Raw genomic sequence first — 19673 nt, 5'->3', positions numbered from 1 at the left:
GCGGAGTTTTGCCCTCGCGCGTGTCGAGAACGGTACGTGTCGCGGTTGCAGCGGGCGGCAACAAACGCTTGGTCATCCAGCCTTCTCCGGAAGTGCTTCCATATAGACGCCATGCCGGGAGAGCCGACATTTCAGCGGACCATAACCCAGCTTGATGAATCATGGAAGAGAGTGATGCGCGGTGGTTGAGGAATTTGTCGGGCTTTGACCACCGGCGTTCGCGTCATCGCAGGTTCACAATCGCGGCATGCTGCAACTACACGACATCCAGGCCGCCGCCGCCCGCCTCAACGGGCATGTGCTGGACACCCCGTTCGTCGAATCGCGCACCATCTCGCAGCTCACCGGCTGCCAGGTGTTTCTGAAGTTCGAGAACCTGCAATACACCGCATCGTTCAAGGAACGCGGCGCCTGCAACAAGCTGGCGCAGCTGAGCGAGACGGAGCGCGCGCGGGGTGTGGTCGCCATGAGTGCCGGCAACCATGCGCAGGGTGTGGCCTATCACGCGCAGCGCCTGGGCTTGCGCGCGGTGATCGTGATGCCGCGCTTCACGCCGGGCGTGAAGGTGGAACGCACACGCGGCTTCGGCGCCGAGGTAGTGCTGCACGGCGACACGCTGGACGAGTCGCGCTCACACGCACGCACACTGGCCGAACGCGAAGGCCTGGTGTTCGTGCACCCCTACGACGACGAGGCCATCGTCGCCGGCCAGGGCACGCTGGCGCTGGAGATGTTGCGCGAGCAGCCCGACCTCGACACGCTGGTGATCGCCATCGGCGGTGGCGGCCTGATCGCCGGCATCGCCACCGCGGCCAAAGCGATCCGACCCGACATCCGCATCGTCGGCGTGCAGACCGAACGTTTCCCGGCGATGGTCAACGCCATCCAGGGCACGCACCTGCCGCAAGGCAGCAGCACCATTGCCGAAGGCATCGCAGTGGGCACGCCGGGCGTGATCACCGAGGCCATCGTGCGCCAGAAGGTGGACGAGCTGCTGCTGGTGGACGAGGGCGACATCGAGCAGGCCATCGTGATGCTGCTGGAGATCGAGAAGACGCTGGTGGAAGGCGCGGGTGCGGCCGGCCTGGCCGCGCTCATCAAGCACCCGCAACGTTTTGCCGGCCAGCGCGTGGGCCTGGTGCTGTGCGGCGGCAACATCGACCCGATGCTGCTGGCGTCCATCATCGAACGCGGCATGGTGCGCGCGGGGCGGCTGGCGCGCATCCAGGTCGATGCGCGCGATGTGCCGGGCAACCTGGCGCGCATCACCGCCACGGTGGCCGAGGCCGGCGCCAACATCGACGAGGTGCACCACCAGCGTGCGTTCACGCTGCTGGCAGCGCAGAACGTGGCCATTGAACTGGTGCTGCAGACGCGTGGACGCGAGCACATCGAGCAGGTGATCGAGCGCCTGCACGCGGCCGGTTTCACCGCCACGCTGCTCTGAAACGCAGCGGGCTCGAACCCGCATGGGCGCGCCAGCGGTTGACGCTGCGGCGCACGGTCTGACATCATCGGCTGTACCCACAACACCAACAAGGAGAAAAAGATGGACACCCACGCCCTGTGGACTTCTCTGCAAAACACCCTCGGCTCACACATTCCCCAGTTGCTGGGGGCGCTGGCGATCTTCATCGTCGGCTGGTTCATTGCGGTGCTGGTGCGTGCTGCCACGCGCAAGAGCATGGGCTTCGTCGGCGTCAACCACCGCTTCGGAAAACTCACGCACACCCATGTCGACATCGAAGGCGCCGTGGCGCTGGCGCTGTTCTGGGTGGTGATCCTGCTCACGCTGGTGGCGGTGTTCAACTCGCTCAACCTGGCGCTGGTCTCGGGTCCGTTCTCGGCCTTCACCACGCAACTGTTTGAATACGCGCCGCGCCTCATCGGCGGCCTGCTGCTCACGCTGCTGGGCTGGCTGGTGGCGAGCATGGTGCGCGCGCTGTCGCAGAAGCTGCTGGACCAGACCACGCTGGACGAGAAGCTGTCCGAACACGCCGACATGGCGCCCATCGGGCAGAGCCTGTCGGGCGCGCTGTTCTGGCTGGTGATCCTGCTGTTCGTGCCGGCGGTGCTCGGCGCGCTGCAGATGGAAGGCCTGCTCGACCCGCTGCGCGCCATGGTCACCAAGACCCTGGACATGCTGCCCAATGCACTGGCCGCGCTGGTGATCGGTGGCGTCGGCTGGATCGTGGCCACCGTGCTGCGCAAGCTCAGCACGCACCTGAGCCACACTGCTGGCGTGGACCGCCTGGGCCAGCGCGCCGGCCTGGCCGACACGGTGCAGCTCTCGCGCGTGATCGGCATGCTGGTGTTCATCTCGGTCTTCCTGCCCTCGCTGATCGCCGCGCTCGACGCGCTCAAGATCGAGGCCATCTCGGGTCCGGCCACGGCCATGCTCAACACCCTGCTGCAGGCCGTGCCGCACCTGATCGCCGCCGCGCTGATCCTGCTGATCACCTGGCTGGTGGCCTCGTTCGCCAGCCAGCTGCTGGCCAGTCTGCTGGCCGCGCTGGGCTTCGACACCCTGCCCGCGCGCGTGCAGCTCGCCCATGCGTTCGAGAAGACCAGCGCCTCGCGCACCGTCGGCCGCATCGTGTTGTTCTTCGCCATGCTGTTCGCCACCGTGGAAGCGGCCGCGCAGCTCGGCTTCGGGCAGGTCAGCGAGATCGTGGCCAGCTTCATCCGCTTTGGCGGTGACATCCTGCTCGGCTCGGCCATCCTGGTGATCGGCTTCTGGCTCGCCAACCTGGCACACGACGCCATCCAGCGCGCCAGCGGCCCGGGCCGCACCGGCCTGGCGCGCATCGGCCGCTTCGCCATCCTGGGCCTGGTGCTGGCCATGGGCCTGCGCGCCATGGGCATTGCCGACGAGATCGTCACCCTCGCCTTCGGCCTCACGCTGGGTGCGGTGGCGGTGGCGGTGGCGCTGTCCTTCGGCCTCGGCGGACGCGAGGCGGCCGGCAAGCTGATGGAGCACTGGCTGGCGCGTTTCCGCCGCAACCAGGACTGACACACACGATGGGCGACACGCCACCCGGCACCACTGTCGACGCGCTGCAGGGCCTGCTGACCGACTGGTTCGCACCCTGGATCCAGACCCTGGGGCTGCAGGTCGAGTCGTTCGCCGACGGCGAGGTCACGCTGCGCCTGCCCCAGAGCGAACAGCTCGCGCGCGTCGGCGGCATGCTCTGCGGCCAGGCCATGATGGCCGCCGCCGACACCGCCATGGTGCTGGCCATCGTGACCCGCCTCGGCAGCCAGCGCCCCATGACCACGGTGCAGCTCAACAGCAGTTTTCTCAAGCCGCTGTCGAACCAGGACGCGCGCATCACCGCGCGCGTGCTGCGCGCCGGCAAGAGCCTGGTGTTCGGCGAAATCGACATCGCCGGCGCCAGCGACGGGCGCAGCGTGTGCCGCGCCAGCACCACCTATGCCCTGCTCTGAATGAGTCAGGCAGGGCTTTACCTTAAAATCGCGCCAGTTTTAGAAACCTCTGACGGAGCAGCCCCGATGTCCCAGCAAGATCACCACCACCACAGCCACAACGACGAACCCCAGGATCTGGTGGAATCCGTGGTGCCTTATGCCCCCGTGGTCCTGCCGATCGCCGGCGCCGTGCTGATGTTCCTGCTGGCGTTCATCGCCGTCTTCATGGCCTGAGCCCACCCGGCTCCGCCCGACAGCCGAAAAGCCCGTGAGGGCCTTCGGCTTTCTTTTTGCCCTGGTAGCGGGCCCATTTGTCGGTCAAACCGTTCAATGCATCACGTTATGTCGGTTTTGCATGTAACGATCTCGTAACCCGACGGGCACTTTCATAAAATTGGCGTCATTGGCCGACACGCCGAGCGCCTCCGGGTCCACCGACCCGGTTGTGATCACCCCCGCTGCCCCGCCCATCGGCACCGCAGACCACGCGCCGACCGCCCCCTTTTGAGCCCGAGGGACCCCTTTGACAGCCGCCCCGCCATGTCCATGGCGTTTGCGGCTGTTGGTGTCTCCGGGACGCCGGTTTACAAACTTCTGGAGCAACTCCATGAACGCACCCGTGATGCAGGGCCTGTCCCTCAACACCCCCTCCTACGTGAAAAACGCCCGGCTGATCGCCTGGGTGGCCGACATGGCTGCCCTGTGCAAGCCCGACCAGATCGTCTGGTGCGACGGCAGCGACGACGAGTACGCGCGCCTGTGCCAGCAGCTGGTGGACGCCGGCACGATGAAGCGGCTGGACCCGGTCAAACGGCCCAACAGCTTCCTGGCCTGCTCCGACCCCTCGGACGTGGCGCGCGTGGAAGACCGCACCTTCATCTGCTCGGAAAAGCAGGAAGACGCCGGCCCGACCAACAACTGGAAAGCCCCGGCCGAGATGCGCGCCACCCTGCAGCCGCTGTTTGACGGCTGCATGCGCGGCCGCACCATGTACGTGGTGCCGTTCAGCATGGGCCCGCTGGGCAGCCCGATCGCCCACATCGGCATCGAGCTCACCGACAGCGCCTACGTGGCGGTCAACATGAAGCTCATGACGCGCATGGGCAAGCCCGTGTTCGACGTGCTGGGTGCCGACGGCGAATTCGTGCCCTGCGTGCACACCGTGGGCGCACCGCTGGCCCAGGGCGAGACAGACCAGACCGGCTGGCCTTGCAACCCGACCACCAAGTACATCGTGCACTACCCCGAGACGCGCGAGATCTGGAGCTACGGCTCCGGCTACGGTGGCAACGCGCTGCTGGGCAAGAAGTGCTTCGCGCTGCGCATCGCTTCCACCATGGGCCGCAAGGAAGGCTGGCTGGCCGAGCACATGCTGATCCTCGGCGTGACCAACCCGCAAGGCAAGAAGTACCACGTGGCCGCGGCCTTCCCCAGCGCCTGCGGCAAGACCAACTTCGCCATGCTGATCCCGCCCAAGGGCTTCGAAGGCTGGCAGGTCACCACCATCGGCGACGACATCGCCTGGATCAAGCCCGGCCAGGACGGCCGCCTGTACGCCATCAACCCGGAAGCCGGTTACTTCGGCGTCGCCCCCGGCACCAACCAGCAGAGCAACCCGAACTGCATGGCCAGCCTGGAGAAGGACGTGATCTTCACCAACGTCGCGCTGACCGACGATGGCGACGTCTGGTGGGAAGGCATGGGCGAAGCCCCGGCCCACGCCATCGACTGGCAAGGCAAGGACTGGACGCCGCAGGTCGCCAAGGAAACCGGCGCCAAGGCCGCGCACCCGAACGCACGCTTCACCGTCGCCGCCACCAACAACCCGGCGCTCGACAGCGCCTGGGACGACCCGGCCGGCGTGGCGATCGACGCCTTCATCTTCGGTGGCCGCCGCAGCACCACCGTGCCGCTGGTGACCGAAGCCCGCAACTGGACCGAAGGCGTCTACATGGCCGCCACCATGGGCTCGGAAACCACCGCCGCCGCCTTTGGCGCGCAAGGCGTGGTGCGCCGCGACCCGTTCGCCATGCTGCCGTTCACCGGCTACAACATGAGCGACTACTTCCAGCACTGGCTGGACGTGGGCGGCAAGCTGGAAGCGCAAGGCGCGAAGCTGCCGGCGATCTACTGCGTCAACTGGTTCCGCAAGGACGAGGCCGGCAAGTTCGTCTGGCCCGGCTTCGGCGAAAACATGCGCGTGCTCAAGTGGATGATCGACCGCCTGGAAGGCCAGGCCGGCCAGGGCAGCGAACACGCCTTCGGCCTGAGCCCGAACTTCGAGGACATCCACTGGCAGGGCCTGGACTTCTCGGCCGAGCAGTACCGCACAGTGACCCACATCGACCACGCCGCCTGGATCAAGGAACTGGAGCTGCACGCCGAGCTGTTCACCCAGCTCAAGCACCACCTGCCGCGTGAACTGGAAGAAACCAAAGCGCAGATCGAGAAGCGCCTGGCCGCGGCCTGAGGCCCGTGCCGTGACGGACTGGCACACGCTGCCGGCCCGTCACCCATCACACGCACCACCCGGCCCTGAAAAGCCGGGACGAAAAAAAAGCCACCGAGTCCGGTGGCTTTTTTCATGGGCGCGCGAGGCGTCAGATGTAGTGCATCAGGCGGTTGCGGGCGCGGGCATGGCCCAGGCGTTCCCAGTAACCCATTTGCGGCGCAACCGCCTTGGGCACTTCGGGCATGCCCAGCGGGGCCAGGGCTTCGCTGAAGGCGTGCGGGGCGGCCGCGGCAGGTGCCTGCACGTCGGCTTCTTCAGCGGCGCGGTTGCGGGCGGTGATCAGCTCGTTCATCAGGCGGTGGTCCATGCGGGCCATTTCCCACAGGCGGGCTTCGGCGCGCGCTTCGGCCAGGGTTTGCGACCAGCCGTCCAGCGCGACCACCGTGCGGCGGGCCAGCGAACGGGCGGTGTTGGCAAACAGGGCCATGCCGGCGAACACCACGACCCAGAGGAACACCCAGGCCAGGAACAGCTGGCCGTCGGCCCAGGTGCTGATCAGGCGGTCGGCGATAACCACCATGGCGGCCACGACGGCGGCCAGCAGCATGGCGGCGAGACCACGCGCATTGTCGGAACGGCGTTGAATGCCGTCGACACCCTTGTGCGCGGGCGTGGATGCCGGGCGCAGGCCCAGCGGGGCGGAAGGATGGGATGCGTAGGTGCTCATGGCGGACTCCAGATAGGGGAAAAATGTCTTTTGGACCCCGCAATCCTAGGGTTAACCCTGTTATCCGTCCAATTTATCTTTGTGATTGTTTATATTCAGCCGGGTAATGAATCAGCTCAACTTCCGCACCCTTGACCTGAACCTGCTGCGGGTGTTCGACGAAGTCATGACCGAGCGCAACCTGACCCGCGCGGCCAGCAACCTCGCCATGACGCAGCCCGCCGTCAGCAACGCGCTGCGCCGCCTGCGCGAGGTGCTGGGCGACGAACTGGTGCGGCGCGCCGGCTACGGCGTGGAGCCGACCGCCGCGGCCCTGGCCCTGTGGCCCACGGTGCGCGACGCGCTGCACATGCTGCGTGAGTCGCTGGCACCGGGCACGTTCGACCCGCTGAGCGCACGCAACGCCTTCGTGCTCGCCATGGCCGACGCCACCGCCGCCAAACTCATCCCGGCGCTGATGGACCTGCTGGAAAGCGAGGCCCCGGGCGTCAACCTGCGCGTGCTGCCGCTGACCACCCGCGACCCGCGCGGGTTGCTGGAATCGGGCACGGTCGACCTGGCGATCGGCCACTTCCCCGGTGTGCTGGCCGAGCTGGGCGCGCTGCACCTGCAGGAGAACAACCCGCACTTCCACCACCAGCGCCTGTACGACGGCGAGTACGTGGTGGTGATGCGGCGCGGCCACCCGCTGGCCGGCAAGCCCCTGAGCCTGGACGACTATTGCGCCGCGCGCCACCTGCTGGTGAGCTTCTCCGGCCGGCCTTTCGGCTTCGTGGACGAGGCGCTCACCGCGGTGTCGCGGCAGCGCCGCGTGGTGCTGACCGTCAACCAGTTCTTCACCGCCGGGCGCGTGGTCGCCACCACCGACCTGCTGACCGTGCTGCCGCGCCACTTCGTCGGCGCCACCGGCATGGAGCACGAACTGGCGCTCTGCGAGTTGCCGCTGCAGGTCGCGGCCGTGCATGTGGACGCCCTCTGGCACCGACAGGCGACGCAGAACACCGCCCACCACTGGTTGCGCGACACGGTGGCGCGCGCAGCCCGCAGCAGCGAACCTGCGGCAAAGCCGAAGCGCGCCGCCAGAAAAACCCCGTGACCACACTGGCCGACAATGGGCGCATGAAACTCCAGCTGCTCAGTGACCTGCACCTCGAAGCCAACCCCGACTTTGTCCCGGAGCCAGCCCCGGGTGCCGACCTGCTGGTGCTGGCCGGCGACGTCGGCTCCTACCAGCTGCGCCGCGACGGCAGCGCCATGGACGAGTCCGACTGGGGCCTGGGCCGCTTTGCCAACTGGCCGGTGCCTGTGCTGTTCGTGCCCGGCAACCACGAGTACGACGCCCTCGACGTGGACGACGCGCACCAGCGCCTGCGCGCGGTCTGCGAGCGCCTGGGCATGATCTGGCTGGAACGCGAGACGCGCGTCATCCACGGCGTGCGCTTCGTGGGCACCACGCTGTGGAGCGACTACGACGCGCTGGGGGACCGTGAAAAGGCCTACCGCGCCGCCAACCACTACCTGGTGAAGATGGCGGGCCAACGCAACGGCGAGCTGTTCGACGCCGCCGCCATGCGCGAGCTTGCGCTGGAGTGCCAGCAGTGGCTGCGCACGGCACTGGCCCAGCCCTTCGACGGCACCACCGTGGTGGTGACCCATTTCGCACCCACCTTGCACAGCGCCGACCCGCGTTATGGCCTCACGCCCGGCACGGCCGGCTTCTGCAATGCCCTGGACAGCTGGTTGCCGCAGGCCGACCTCTGGCTGCACGGCCACCTGCACTGCCCGACCGATGTGCAGGTGGGCCGCTGCCGCATCGTCGCCAACCCCCTGGGCTACGACATCAAGGGCGAGCAGGATGGTTTCATGCCGCAGCAGCTGATCGATGTGCCGACACGCGATGCGGGCATGGGCACCAGCACCGGCACTTGAGCCAGCGCAAAGGCCGTGCGGGTTCGAGGGTCTACACTGCGCCCTGGAACCACCACAAGGAGATGCCCCGATGAAGATCCTGCTGGCTGTCGATGGCAGCGCATACACCAAGAAGATGTTGGCTTACATCGCCACGCACGACAACCTGTTTGGCGCGGGCAATACGTTCTCGCTGATCAGCGTGCAGCCTCCCCTGCCGGCACGCGCACGCGCGGCCGTGGGCGCGGCCACCGCCAACGAGTACTACGAAGAAGAGTCCGCCAAGGTCACCACCTCGGTGCTCAAGCTGCTCAAGCGCAATGGCATCGAAGCCAAGACGATCCACAAGGTGGGTGCGCCGGGCGAACAGATTTCCAAGGCCGCCGAAAGCGGCAAGTTCGATCTGGTGGTGATGGGCTCGCACGGCCACAGCGCGCTGGGCAACCTGGTGATGGGCTCGGTCGCCACGCAGGTGCTGGCGCACTGCAGCGTGCCGGTGCTGCTGGTGCGTTGAACGCACTGCACACATGAAAAAGGGCCGCATCCAGCGGCCCTTTTTCATGGTCGGTCGAAGGGGGCCGCGTCAGCGCGACTGCAGGCCGTCGAAACAGGTGCTCAGCACCATCTCGATGATCTGCGCGTTGTCGTACTGCTCGCTGCCCCGCAGGAAACCCAGCACCGGGTCGCAGGCGCGCGCGTACAAGGTGTACAGCACGGCAATCGGCGGCAGCGCGCTGTTGAGGCTGCCGTCGGCCTGGGCCGCGGTGATCCATTCCCCCAGGCGTTCGCTCACCTCCATCAGGCCGTCGACATAGGCCTTGTTGCTGGCCAGGGCCGCGCGCAGGCTGGAGTTCTCGCTCGGCAGCGACGGCATCTCGCCGGCCAGCTGCACCTCCATGGTCCAGCGCGCCACGGCCTTGAGCTGGTCGATCGGCCGCACACCGGCGGGTGCCGCCTGCAGCGTGTCCAGAAACGCCAGCGCGCGCTGCATCACGTGCACCATCGCGGCCGCGGCCAGGTCTTCCTTGCTGGAGAAGTGTTTGTAGAGGCTGGCCTTGGCGATGCCGACCTCGATCGCCACCGCGTCCAGGGTCATGGCCTCGAAGCCCTTTTCGGCCAGCAGGCGGTTCACCACGGTGATGATCGCGTCCTCCCGCGCCTGGTGCATCTGGGCGCGGAAGCTGCGCTTGGGCGCGAGCGGGCTGGGGGACGGGGCGGGGGAAGCGGCGCTGACCATGGGGAACCTCGTGACGGTGCAGGCATTCTGCCTCAGTTCAACCGACGGGTCGGTTTCGCGACCGGGCAGTCACCCGGCGCTGCGCCGGTCGCGCCTTCAGGCGACGGCGCGCAGGTTTTCGCCCGCGGCGCGGCGCAGCGCAGTGCTCAGGGCATCGAGCACGTCCGAATTCAGGTTCCAGCAGTGCCAGTGCAGCACCACCTCCAGCCGGTGGCGCGGCGCCAGGTTCACCAGCTCGCCGCTGGCCAGCCGGTCGCGCACCTGCAGCTCGGGCAACACGCTCACCCCCCAACCGGCCTGCACCGCGCGCACCTGGCCTTCGCTGGACGGCACGAACAGTTGCTTGAGCATCACGCGCGGCAAGCCGAAGGCGCGCGAGACGAAGCCATGTTGCAGGTGGTCCTTGCGGTTGAAGGCGATGAAGGGCTGCTTGTGGAAGTTGTGTGCGCTCAGGCCTTTGGGCAGGTGTTCGGCGGCGTACTCGGCGCGCGCCACGGCCACGTAGTCCATGGTGCCGAGCACTTCCATCTTGCAGCCGCGCAGGGCCTGGCCGAGTGAGGTGACGCAGCCCAGAACCTGGCCTTCGCGCAGCCACTCGTGGGTGAACTCCTGGTCGTCGGTGATGATTTCGATCGGCAATCCGCCCTGCGCCAGCGCGTCGAGCGCGGGCAGGGCCCAGGTGGCGATGCTGTCGGCGTTGATCGCCACCGAGATGCGCTCTTCCTCGCGCCCGCGCCCGGTGGTGCTGGGTGCCAGTTCCTTCAGGTCTTTCTCGAGGTCGGCGCGCAGCAGCCGCATCATCTTGGCGTGCTTGAGCATGAGCTGCCCGGCCGCGGTGGGCTTGAGCGGGCGGCTGCGCACGATCAGCACCGTGCCGACTTGCGCCTCCAGTGCGCGCAGGCGCTGCGACACGGCGGACTGGGTGATCGAGAGCCGCTGGGCGGCGCGTTCGAAACCGCCCTCTTCGATGATGGCGGCCAGGCATTCGAGGGCGTCAGGGTCAAAGGTGCTCATGGGAAGCTCCGAAGCGTTCGTTATGGTGAACGGCGCATGACCGTCACATAAGTCATTCTGATGATTTGGATTTTAGTTTAATCCCACTTCACCAACGCCCCGATCTTTCCCATACTGCGGCGCATTCACCATCCCTTTTTCGGAGCGGATCATGCAGGTCACGGTACTGGGCGCGGGCATCATCGGAGTCAGCACGGCATGGCACCTGCTGCAGCGTGGCCACCAGGTCACGCTGGTGGATCGCCAGCCCGGCGCCGCACTGGAAACCAGCTTCGCCAACGCGGCGCAGATCTCGGTCAGTTACTGCGAGCCCTGGGCCAACAAGGACGCGCCGCTCAAGACCCTGAAGTGGATGTTCTCCGACGAGTCGCCGCTGCTGTTCCGCCCGCAGCTCGACTGGGCGCAATGGCGCTGGGGCCTGCAGTTCCTGGCGCAGTGCAACGACAAGGCCTTCGTGCGCAACGTGGCGCAACTGGTGGCGCTGGGCGCCTACAGCCACGCCGCGCTCAAGGAGGTGGTGGCCCAGACCGGCATCGAATACAACCGGCTCGAACGCGGCATCGCGCATTACTACACCGACCAGAAATCCTTCGACGGCGCGGCCGACGCGGCGGCGCTGATGCAACGCTTCGGCGTGCAGCGGCGCGTGGTCTCGCGCGACGAGTTGCTGGCCATCGAACCGGCCCTGCGCGCTTTCGGCGAGCACATCGTGGGCGGCACCTACACCCCCAGCGACGAGTCGGGCGACGCGCGGATGTTCACGCAGCAGCTGGCTGCGTTGTGCGCCCGGCACGGCGCGCAGCTGCTGTTCAACCACGACATCGAACAGATCGAGCGCGACGGTGACGAGGTGCGCCAGGTGCGCGTGCGCGACCGCAGCGACGGCGTGGCGCGCTGCCTGCGTGGTGACGCTTTCGTGGTGGCCTGCGGCTCGTACAGCGCGCCGCTGATGAAGTCGGTCGGCGTGTCGGTGCCGATCTACCCGGGCAAGGGCTACAGCGCCACCCTGCCGCTGCTGCACCCCGAACGCGCGCCCAGCGTGAGCATGCTGGACGACGAGATGAAGTGCGCGGTCTCGCGCCTGGGCAACCAGCTGCGTGTGGCCGGCACCATCGAACTCGGCGGCTTTGATCTCTCGCTCGACACGCCGCTGGCACGCAAGCGCTGCGAGATGCTGGTGCGCCGCATCGAACAGGTGTTCCCCGGCGTGGCCGACACCCGCACGCCCGAGCAAGGTGGCGACCCGCAGTTCTGGTGCGGCCTGCGCCCGGCGACACCGACCAACATCCCGCTGATCGGACGCACGCCGCTGCGCAAGCTGTGGATCAACGCCGGCCACGGCACGCTGGGCTGGACCCATGGCGCCGGTTCGGGCAAGGCGCTGGCCGAACTGATGCACGGTGAACAACCGGCCATGGATTTCGGCTTCCTCGGCCAGGGCCGGCAGCGCCCGGCCAGCACGCCGGTGGCCGCCAGCACGCGCCTGCAGACCACCACGCCGCCCAGCGGCGCCTGAGCCAACGGCTCAGCCGCGCAGGCGCTCGCCCATCCAGCGCTGCAGGTCCATCCACATCTGGCGCATCTCGGCGTCCAGCGGGGTGCGCAGGGCGCTCGGCAGTTCCACCGTCACCACCGGCATGCCCTTGTGCACGCCGCCGTAGTGGCCCAGGCTGCCGGGGAAGATGCCGACCTGGTCGAGGTACAGGCGGCCGAGCTGCGGTGGTGGCACACCCGGGCCGTCGAAGTCGAGCACGCCGTAAGGCGCGTGGATGCTGACGATCAGGTGCGGGTCGAAGCGCGCCATCTCTTCGTGCAGAAAACGCGACTCGGGTTCGGACAGCGGCTCTTTGCCGGGCCAGCGCCGCGGGTCCTTGCGGGTGCGCTGCTCCCAGTAGACCTTGGCGTCGCGGTGCCAGTTCGGCGTCGGGAAGTTGCGGTTGAGGTCGACACCGTTGGCGTTGACGCGGCGCGCCGGGCGCCTCAGCAGGCCGTCGGGGTTGAGCGCGGGAATGAAGCGCCAGTGCGCATTGGCCGGCATCTGCACCGCGTGCTGGATCCAGTGCAGCGCGACCGAAGCCGAGGACAGTTCGTCACCGTGGATCGCACCCACCACCAGCACGCGCAGCTTGGCGTCGGGCGCGATCACGTCGCGGGCGTAGATGCGCCGGCCCTGCACCGAGCGGCCTGGCGTGACCTTGAGCTGGGCCGCCTCGCACAGCGGGCGCTTCAGGTTGGGCAGGCGCGCGACAAAGTCGGCGCAGGGGTTGAACGGGGCGACGGTGCGGTGGTGCGGCGGGCCCCGCAGCGGCTGCACCGCCAGCGCGCTGGTGGCCATGGTGGTCAGCAGCGTCAGGAGCAGGGCCGTGACCAGGGAACGGGGCCGGTGGGTGCAGTGCATCGCCGCATTCTAGGCACGCGCCTTCTGCACACGCCTCTGTGTTCTCGACGCGGCCGTCAGTGCGCGTGGCTCGCGGGGTCGCGCGCCGGTTCGTGCAGGAAGTCGATCAGCAACGCATCGAACTCGTCGGGCGCCTCCAGGTTCGCCAGATGCCCGATGCCGGGCAGCTCGGCGTAACGGGCCTGCGGAATGGCCTCGGCCATCTGGCGCATCGTCTCCGGCGTGGCCACGCGGTCGAACTCGCCGCCGATCAGCAGCGTGGGCACACCGATGCCGCTGAGCGCGGCCTGGCGGTCGAAGCTCACCAGGCATTCGAGCGCGCGGCGGTAGGTGGCGGCCGGCACACCGCCCATGCAGTATTCGGCCAGGCGAACGCCTTCGGGCAGCGAGCCCGGGCCGATCATCTGCGGCACCAGCATGCGCGCCAGGTCTTCCATGCTCTGGCCGGCGTCCAGCGGCGCGGTGCGCTGGGCAATGAAGCGCTGCGCCCAGGCCTCGGCGCTGCGGCCGTCGCTGCGTTTGCCGAAGGCGGACGAGGTGCCGCTGAGCACCAGCCGGCTCACGCGCTCGGGCTGGCGCGCCACCACCTCCTGCGCCACCATGCCGCCCATGCTGTGGCCGACCAGCACCACATGCTCGCACTGCAAGGCATCGATCAGCTGGATGCAGCTCTTCGCCAGGCCCTTGAAGGTGTAGGGCTCGATGGGCGCGCTGTGGCCATAACCCGGCATGTCCCAGGCCACCGCGCGGTAACCGGCCGAGGCCAGCGTCTCCACCTGCGGCGCAAAGGCCTGGTGGCCCCCGCCGATGCCGTGCAGCATCAGCACCGTGGGGCCGCTGCCCAGGGTGGTGAAACGCGGGATCATGGCGCGCTCCTGCGGCGCGGGCGATGGCCGATAATGGCCCCGCCCACGAGGGCGCACGCCAGGCCGGGCAGGTCTTTCAGGGGGGATGCGCTCCGCGGTCGCGGCATGGAAGGTCCTCATGGTGGATCGGGCGGTACCGGGTTGGTGCGCCGTCCGTGCCATTATTCATGCCTGTCCAGCCAGAACGCTCACATGTCTTCAGCCCCCTCCACGCGCGCCCAGGCGCGCACCCCCGATTTTTCGGCGCCCGAGTTCCGCGCCGCGCTGGGCATGTTCGCCACCGGGGTGACCATCGTGACCGCGCGCACCGAAGCCGGTGAGCTGATCGGGCTGACGGCCAACTCCTTCAACTCGGTCTCGCTGTCGCCGCCGCTGGTGCTCTGGAGCCTGGCGCGCGCCGCCGGCTCGATGGTGCCCTTGTCCAACGGGCGCCACTACGCCATCAACGTGCTGGCGGCCGATCAGCAGGCCCTGGCCGAACGGTTCGCGGCACGCGGCACCGACCGCTGGGCCGGCGTGGCCTTCACCGATGGCGTGAGCGGCGCACCGCTGCTCGACGGCGCCGTGGCCAGCTTCGAGTGCTTCAACCGCAGCCAGTACGTTGAAGGCGACCACGTGATCTTCGTCGGCGAGGTGGAGCGCTGCAGCCACCGTGCCCAGGCCTCGCCGCTGCTGTTCCACGGCGGCCGCTTCTACGCCGAACACCCCTTGTGAACGCGGCAATCCCGTGCGACAGCCGGGACACCCGCGGGCGCAGACAATCGCCCGCATGAGCTCAACGGCCGCCACACCACAACGCAAGCCCCACCTCGATTCGCTCGCCATCACCCTGCTGGTGCTGTGCTGCGCCTTCTGGGGTTTCCAGCAGATCCTGATCAAGGTCGCGGTGGCCGAGATCCCGCCGCTGTGGCAGGCCGCCATGCGCATGTGGGGCGCCACCGTCCTGCTCTGGACCTGGTGCGCCGCGCGCGGTGTGCCGCTGTTCCAGCGCGACGGCACGCTGCGCGCCGGCTTGCTGGCGGGCCTGCTGTTCGCCGGCGAGTTCTGCTTCATCTACCTCGGGCTGATGCACACCAGCGCCTCGCGCCTGACGGTGTTTCTGTACACCAGCCCGTTCGTGGTGGCGATCCTGCTGCCACGCATCGTGCCCGGCGAACGGCTGCGCCGGATCCAGTGGGCCGGCCTGGTGCTCGCCTTCCTGGCGGTGGCCATCGCCTTCAGCGAGGGTTTTGTGCACAGCTCGCCGGTGGTGGGCCAGTGGCGCGGTGACCTGATGGGCCTGGCCGCCGGCGTGTTGTGGGGCCTGACCACGCTGACCATCCGCGGCAGCCGCCTGACCTCCGCCAGCGCCGAGAAGACCTTGTTCTACCAGCTCGGTGTCACCTCGCTGGTGGCGCCGCTGCTCTCGCTGCTGCTGGGCGAGCCCTGGGGCTTCGGCTACTCCGCCCTGGCCTGGGGCTCGGTGCTGCTGCAGACGGTGGTGGGCGCGTTCGCCAGTTACCTCACCTGGATGTGGCTGCTGCGGCACTACCCGGCCACGCAGATGTCGACCTTCACCTTCCTCACGCCGGTGTTCGCGCTGATGTTCGGCGTGGTGCTGTTGAGCGAACCGCTCACGGTGCAGCTGGTGGTGGCGCTGGTGGGCGTGGCTGCAGGCATCGTGCTGGTGTCGAGGCGCTGAGCCGGCGCGGTACCCGCACCGCAAGAAACAGCGCAGGGGGTGTTCCCGCCCTATGTTTTGAAATGCCGCTGCAAAGCCTGCAGCGCGTGCCGCACCTTGGCCGGTTGTTCATCGCGGCGCGGCGTGACGGCGAACACCGCCGCCGGTTCCAGCTTCCAGTCGGGCAACACGGGCGCGAGCCGGCCTTCGGCCATGGGCTGGCGCACGTCGTCGGCCATGCCCACGTAGAGGCCCCAGCCCGCCACCGCCATCGCCTGCAGCGCGGTCACCTGCGAGGCCAGCAGGCGTGGCTCCATCCGCACCTCTTCGCGCGCGCCCTGCGCATCCTGAAAGTGCAGGCTGTCCGCCGCGCCGCTGCGCGGTGGCAGGCCCAGCCAGTCGTGGCCCGCCAGTTCGCCCGGATGGCGCGGCCAGCCGCGTTCGGCCAGGTAACGCGGTGCGGCGCAAAGCTGGCGCTGAAGCTCGCCCAGGCGCCGCGCGACCAGCGCCGAATCGGTGAAGCGGCCCACGCGCAAGGCGAGGTCCACGCGCTCGCCGATGAGGTCGATGGGCGTGTCGTCCAGCAGCAGGTGCAGCCGCAGCTTCGGGTGCCGGCGCAGCGGTTCGAGTGCGGTGGACAGCAGCTCGCCGAAACCGATGGGCGCGGCCAGGCGCAGTTCACCCTCGGGTTCGTCGCGCAGGCGCTCCAGGGCCTGGTCGGCACTGCGGGCCTGGGCCACCATGGCGGCGCAGGCGGGGTAGTAACGCTCGCCGGCTTCGGTGAGCGTGATGCGGCGGGTGGAGCGGTGCAGCAGCACCAGGCCGAGCGCCGTTTCCAGCAGGCGCAGCTGCTGGCTCACGGCCGAGGGCGTGCTGCCCACGCGGCGCGCGGCGGCGCTGATGGAGCCGCTGTCCACGATCTCCGCGAACAGCGCCATGCGCTTGAGCTTGTCGGTCCAGGCGGTGGCGTCGCTCATCTTGTAGATTTTCTAAACAAAGAAAGCGAATTCTGCCGCCTACCGCGTTCTTTGTGCAGGCAAGACACTGGATGCACCTCAACAGACCTCAGGAGCCTTGTCATGAAGATCGCCCTCATCGGTGCCACCGGTTTTGTCGGCAGCGCCGTGCTCGCCGAACTGCTCTCGCGCGGCCACGCCGTGACCGCCCTCGCCCGCCACCCCGAGAAGCTCGCTGCCCAGGCCGGGCTGCAGGTGGTGAAGGCCGATGTGGCCGACGCCGCCCAGGTGGCCCGCGCCGTGGCCGGCCACGAGGCCGTGGTGAGCGCCTACAACCCCGGCTGGGGCGAGGCCGACATCCACCGCCTGTTCGGCCTGGGTTACGACGGCATCCTGGCCGGCGCGCGGCAGGCCGGTGTGAAGCGCGTGCTGGCGGTCGGCGGAGCCGGCAGCCTGGAAGTGGCACCCGGCCTGCAGCTGGTGGACACGCCGGAATTCCCCGCCGACTGGAAACAGGGCGCGCTGGCCGCGCGCGATCTGCTCACGCGCCTGCGGGGCGAGACCGAACTGGAATGGAGCTTCGTGTCGCCGCCCATCGCACTCGCGCCGGGCGAACGCACCGGCCAGTACCGCACCGGTGGCGACCAGTTGCTGCCCGGCCAGGGCGACGCACCCGCCGGCATTTCGGTGGCCGACCTGGCGGTGGCGATCGTGGACGAGGTGGAGAAGCCGAAGCACGTTCGCGCGCGCTTCACGGTGGCGAACTGAGCCACCGAACTGCGGGCACGACGCACTACGCGGCCGAGCGCGATGCCGCGAACTGCACGTACCAATCCAGGCAGCCGGGGTTGGCCATCGCCTCGCGGTTGATGACCTTCTCCAGCGGCTGGCCGAGCAGCAGTTTCTTGATCGGCAGCTCCTGCTTCTTGCCGGAGAGCGTGCGCGGAATCTCGGCCACCTGGAACACCTCGTTGGGCACGAAGCGCGGCGACAGCGCGGTCTTGATGCTGTCGTGGATGCGCGCCTTGAGCGCCGCGTCCAGCGTGAGGCCTTCGCGCAGCACCACGAACAGCGGCATGTAGCTCTCGCGCCCGAGGTATTCGAGATCGACCACCATCGAGTCCATCACCTCGGGCAGGGCTTCCACCGCGCTGTAGAGCTCGCTGGTGCCCATGCGCAGGCCGTGGCGGTTGATGGTGGCGTCTGAGCGGCCGTAGATCACGCACGAGCCGTCGGCGTGGATGCGCAGCCAGTCACCGTGTCGCCAGACCGCACCGGCATCCGCCGGGAGATCACCACCGCCGGGCTTGCGCCCCTGCCCCGCGGGATAGGTGTCGAAGTAACTGCCGAGCAGGCGCTGGTTGTCGACGTCACCCACGAAGTACAGCGGCATGGACGGAATCGGCTGTGCGCACACCAGCTCGCCCACTTCGTCGATGACGGGCTGGCCCTGCTCGTTCCACGACTCGACCGCGCAACCGAGCAAGCGGCACTGCATGCGGCCAGGGGTCTGCGGCAGCTCGCGGTTGCCGCCGATGAAGGCGCCGGCAAAGTCCGTTCCGCCGGAAATGTTGCACCACCAGATGTCGCCCCCACGCTCCACCGCTGCGCCCCGAGGGGCCGGATCCCGCTTGGAGTGGCCCGGCGCCAGATCGTCGCTTTGCCCCTCGTTCTTCGTGATGCGGCGGAACTGTTCCGTGCCCCAGCGCTGCGCGTCTTCGGACAGCGGTGAACCAGTGGTGCCGAACGCGCGCACGGCCGACAGGTCGCCGCAGTTGGCGAGGTCCACACCGGCCTTGAGGCAGTTGGCGAAGAAGGCGGCGCCGGCGCCGAAGAAGGTCACACCCTGTTCGGCGGCGAAGCGCCAGAGCGTGGTCCAGTCCGGCTTGTCCTTGGTGCCGCCCGGGTTGCCGTCGTAGATGACGCAGGTCACGCCGTTGAGCAGGCCGCTGGTCTGTGCGTTCCACATCACCCAGCCGGTGGAGCTGTACCAGTGGTACCGCTCGCCCCAGCTGTTGGGCTGGTAGCTGCAGCCGACGTCGTTGTGCAGCACCTTGAGCGCCATCCCCACGATGACGGTGCCGCCGTGGCCGTGCACGATGGGCTTGGGCAGGCCGGTGGTGCCGCTGGAATACACGATCCACAGCGGGTGGTCGAACGGCAGCCACACGGGCTCGAAGGCGGCGGTGGCCGTGTCGTCGCGCGCGGTGGCGGCGGCGAAGCTGGCGCACGGTGCCAGCGCCTGCAGCGCGGCGGCCTGGGCGTCTTCGGTCTCGGCCAGGTTGGTGTGCAGCACCACGTGCCGCACCGTGGGCAGCGCGGCGCGCAGCTCGGCCACCACGGCCAGGCGGTCGTGGTCGCGCCCGCCGTAGGTGACGCCGTCGCAGGCGATGAGCACCACCGGGTCAATCTGGCGGAAGCGGTCGAGCACGGCGTTGGTGCCCATGTCGGGCGCGCAGATGCTCCACACCGCACCCAGAGACACGGTGGCCAGAAAGGCCACCATCGCTTCGGGAATGTTCGGCAGGTAGGCGGCCACGCGGTCGCCCGGTTGCACACCCTGCGCCTGCAAATGCTGCGCGAGCGAGGCCACCTGGCGGCGCAGCTCGGGCCAGCTCAGTTCAACGTGCCGGCCCTTCTCGTTGCGGCTGACGATGGCGGAAAAACCGGCTTCGTGCGCCGGCTGCACATGGCGCAGCACCTGCTGCGCGTAGTTCATGCGCGCACCGGGAAACCAGGGCGCGCCGGGCATCACGTTCTTCGCCAGCACCGCCGTGTGCGGCGTGGGCGACTGCAGGTCGAAGTAGTCCCAGATGCTTTGCCAGAAGCCGTCGAGGTCGGTGACCGACCAGCGCCACATCGCGTCGTAGTTGTCGAACTGCAGGCCGCGTTGCTCGGCAAGCCACTGCTGGTAGAGACGGATCTGGGGCACGTAGGGAGCGGTCATGCAGCAAGCTTAGACCCGGGGCCGGCCTGACACGCCTAGGGTTTGTACGGTTGTACAAGAAGCGCCACGGGTCGTTCAA

At 68.4% G+C, this 19673-nt stretch carries 19 protein-coding genes; 12 read left to right on the top strand and 7 right to left on the bottom strand.

Features of this window, described 5'->3' with window-relative positions:
* Positions 1-247 precede the first annotated feature (247 nt).
* From HPA01S_RS15315 to HPA01S_RS15300, 5 genes are all read left to right on the top strand, one after another.
* Positions 248-1447, top strand: coding sequence for a threonine ammonia-lyase (locus HPA01S_RS15315; RefSeq protein WP_066271631.1), 1200 nt, complete (start codon positions 248-250; stop codon positions 1445-1447).
* Positions 1448-1549: 102 nt separating this feature from the next.
* Positions 1550-3013: a mechanosensitive ion channel gene (locus HPA01S_RS15310; RefSeq protein ID WP_066271630.1), complete on the top strand. Its 1464-nt coding sequence runs from the start codon at positions 1550-1552 to the stop codon at positions 3011-3013.
* Positions 3014-3021: 8 nt separating this feature from the next.
* The gene (locus tag HPA01S_RS15305; RefSeq protein WP_066271629.1) at positions 3022-3447 is read left to right on the top strand and encodes a PaaI family thioesterase; all 426 of its coding nucleotides are present in this window, start codon (positions 3022-3024) and stop codon (positions 3445-3447) included.
* Positions 3448-3513: 66 nt separating this feature from the next.
* A complete protein-coding gene (locus tag HPA01S_RS23370) occupies positions 3514-3663 on the top strand; it encodes a hypothetical protein (RefSeq protein WP_169801538.1) in 150 nt (49 codons plus the stop codon).
* A 373-nt stretch (positions 3664-4036) separates the two neighbouring features.
* The gene (locus HPA01S_RS15300; RefSeq protein ID WP_066271628.1) at positions 4037-5899 is read left to right on the top strand and encodes a phosphoenolpyruvate carboxykinase (GTP); all 1863 of its coding nucleotides are present in this window, start codon (positions 4037-4039) and stop codon (positions 5897-5899) included.
* 130 nt (positions 5900-6029) lie between these two features.
* Here the strand turns inward: HPA01S_RS15300 and HPA01S_RS15295 are convergent, their stop codons facing one another.
* The gene (locus HPA01S_RS15295; RefSeq protein WP_066271627.1) at positions 6030-6608 is read right to left on the bottom strand and encodes a hypothetical protein; all 579 of its coding nucleotides are present in this window, start codon (positions 6606-6608) and stop codon (positions 6030-6032) included.
* 106 nt (positions 6609-6714) lie between these two features.
* Between HPA01S_RS15295 and HPA01S_RS15290 the strand changes: the two genes are divergently transcribed.
* The 3 genes from HPA01S_RS15290 to HPA01S_RS15280 all read left to right on the top strand — a co-directional run bounded on the left by HPA01S_RS15290 (position 6715) and on the right by HPA01S_RS15280 (position 9030).
* Positions 6715-7704: a LysR family transcriptional regulator gene (locus tag HPA01S_RS15290; protein WP_066271626.1), complete on the top strand. Its 990-nt coding sequence runs from the start codon at positions 6715-6717 to the stop codon at positions 7702-7704.
* 23 nt (positions 7705-7727) lie between these two features.
* Complete coding sequence (locus tag HPA01S_RS15285; RefSeq protein WP_066271662.1) at positions 7728-8537, top strand: metallophosphoesterase; 810 nt, start codon at positions 7728-7730, stop codon at positions 8535-8537.
* A gap of 70 nt (positions 8538-8607) precedes the next feature.
* A complete protein-coding gene (locus tag HPA01S_RS15280) occupies positions 8608-9030 on the top strand; it encodes a universal stress protein (RefSeq protein WP_066271625.1) in 423 nt (140 codons plus the stop codon).
* Between the two features lie 69 nt (positions 9031-9099).
* On the opposite strand, the gene HPA01S_RS15275 is transcribed toward HPA01S_RS15280, so the two are convergent.
* Together HPA01S_RS15275 and HPA01S_RS15270 are read right to left on the bottom strand one after the other, a co-directional pair.
* The gene (locus tag HPA01S_RS15275; protein ID WP_245638669.1) at positions 9100-9753 is read right to left on the bottom strand and encodes a TetR/AcrR family transcriptional regulator; all 654 of its coding nucleotides are present in this window, start codon (positions 9751-9753) and stop codon (positions 9100-9102) included.
* Between the two features lie 96 nt (positions 9754-9849).
* Positions 9850-10767: a LysR family transcriptional regulator ArgP gene (locus tag HPA01S_RS15270; protein WP_066271624.1), complete on the bottom strand. Its 918-nt coding sequence runs from the start codon at positions 10765-10767 to the stop codon at positions 9850-9852.
* Positions 10768-10918: 151 nt separating this feature from the next.
* Here HPA01S_RS15270 and HPA01S_RS15265 point away from each other — a divergent pair, with 151 nt between their 5' ends.
* The gene (locus HPA01S_RS15265; RefSeq protein WP_066271623.1) at positions 10919-12283 is read left to right on the top strand and encodes a D-amino acid dehydrogenase; all 1365 of its coding nucleotides are present in this window, start codon (positions 10919-10921) and stop codon (positions 12281-12283) included.
* A 9-nt stretch (positions 12284-12292) separates the two neighbouring features.
* Here HPA01S_RS15265 and HPA01S_RS15260 read toward each other — a convergent pair whose 3' ends face one another.
* Together HPA01S_RS15260 and HPA01S_RS15255 are read right to left on the bottom strand one after the other, a co-directional pair.
* Entirely contained in the window at positions 12293-13165 is an 873-nt protein-coding gene (locus HPA01S_RS15260; protein ID WP_157085048.1) for a M14 family zinc carboxypeptidase, read from the bottom strand.
* A gap of 56 nt (positions 13166-13221) precedes the next feature.
* The gene (locus HPA01S_RS15255; protein WP_066271622.1) at positions 13222-14031 is read right to left on the bottom strand and encodes an alpha/beta fold hydrolase; all 810 of its coding nucleotides are present in this window, start codon (positions 14029-14031) and stop codon (positions 13222-13224) included.
* A gap of 192 nt (positions 14032-14223) precedes the next feature.
* Here HPA01S_RS15255 and HPA01S_RS15250 point away from each other — a divergent pair, with 192 nt between their 5' ends.
* Positions 14224-14745, top strand: coding sequence for a flavin reductase family protein (locus HPA01S_RS15250; protein WP_066271621.1), 522 nt, complete (start codon positions 14224-14226; stop codon positions 14743-14745).
* Positions 14746-14800: 55 nt separating this feature from the next.
* A complete protein-coding gene (locus tag HPA01S_RS15245) occupies positions 14801-15712 on the top strand; it encodes a DMT family transporter (RefSeq protein WP_066271620.1) in 912 nt (303 codons plus the stop codon).
* Between the two features lie 50 nt (positions 15713-15762).
* Here the strand turns inward: HPA01S_RS15245 and HPA01S_RS15240 are convergent, their stop codons facing one another.
* Positions 15763-16668: a LysR family transcriptional regulator gene (locus HPA01S_RS15240; RefSeq protein WP_066271619.1), complete on the bottom strand. Its 906-nt coding sequence runs from the start codon at positions 16666-16668 to the stop codon at positions 15763-15765.
* Positions 16669-16770: 102 nt separating this feature from the next.
* Here HPA01S_RS15240 and HPA01S_RS15235 point away from each other — a divergent pair, with 102 nt between their 5' ends.
* On the top strand, positions 16771-17415 hold the full coding sequence (locus tag HPA01S_RS15235; protein ID WP_066271618.1) for an NAD(P)-dependent oxidoreductase: 645 nt from the start codon (positions 16771-16773) through the stop codon (positions 17413-17415).
* A 25-nt stretch (positions 17416-17440) separates the two neighbouring features.
* On the opposite strand, the gene HPA01S_RS15230 is transcribed toward HPA01S_RS15235, so the two are convergent.
* A complete protein-coding gene (locus tag HPA01S_RS15230; RefSeq protein ID WP_066271617.1) occupies positions 17441-19594 on the bottom strand; it encodes an acetoacetate--CoA ligase in 2154 nt (717 codons plus the stop codon).
* Positions 19595-19673: the final 79 nt, after the last annotated feature.

It is taken from the genome of Hydrogenophaga palleronii NBRC 102513 (assembly GCF_001571225.1).
Classification (GTDB): Bacteria; Pseudomonadota; Gammaproteobacteria; order Burkholderiales; family Burkholderiaceae_C; genus Hydrogenophaga; species Hydrogenophaga palleronii.
The sequence above is the reverse complement of the archived record's forward strand: the minus strand, read 5'-3'. Positions and strand labels throughout refer to the sequence as shown.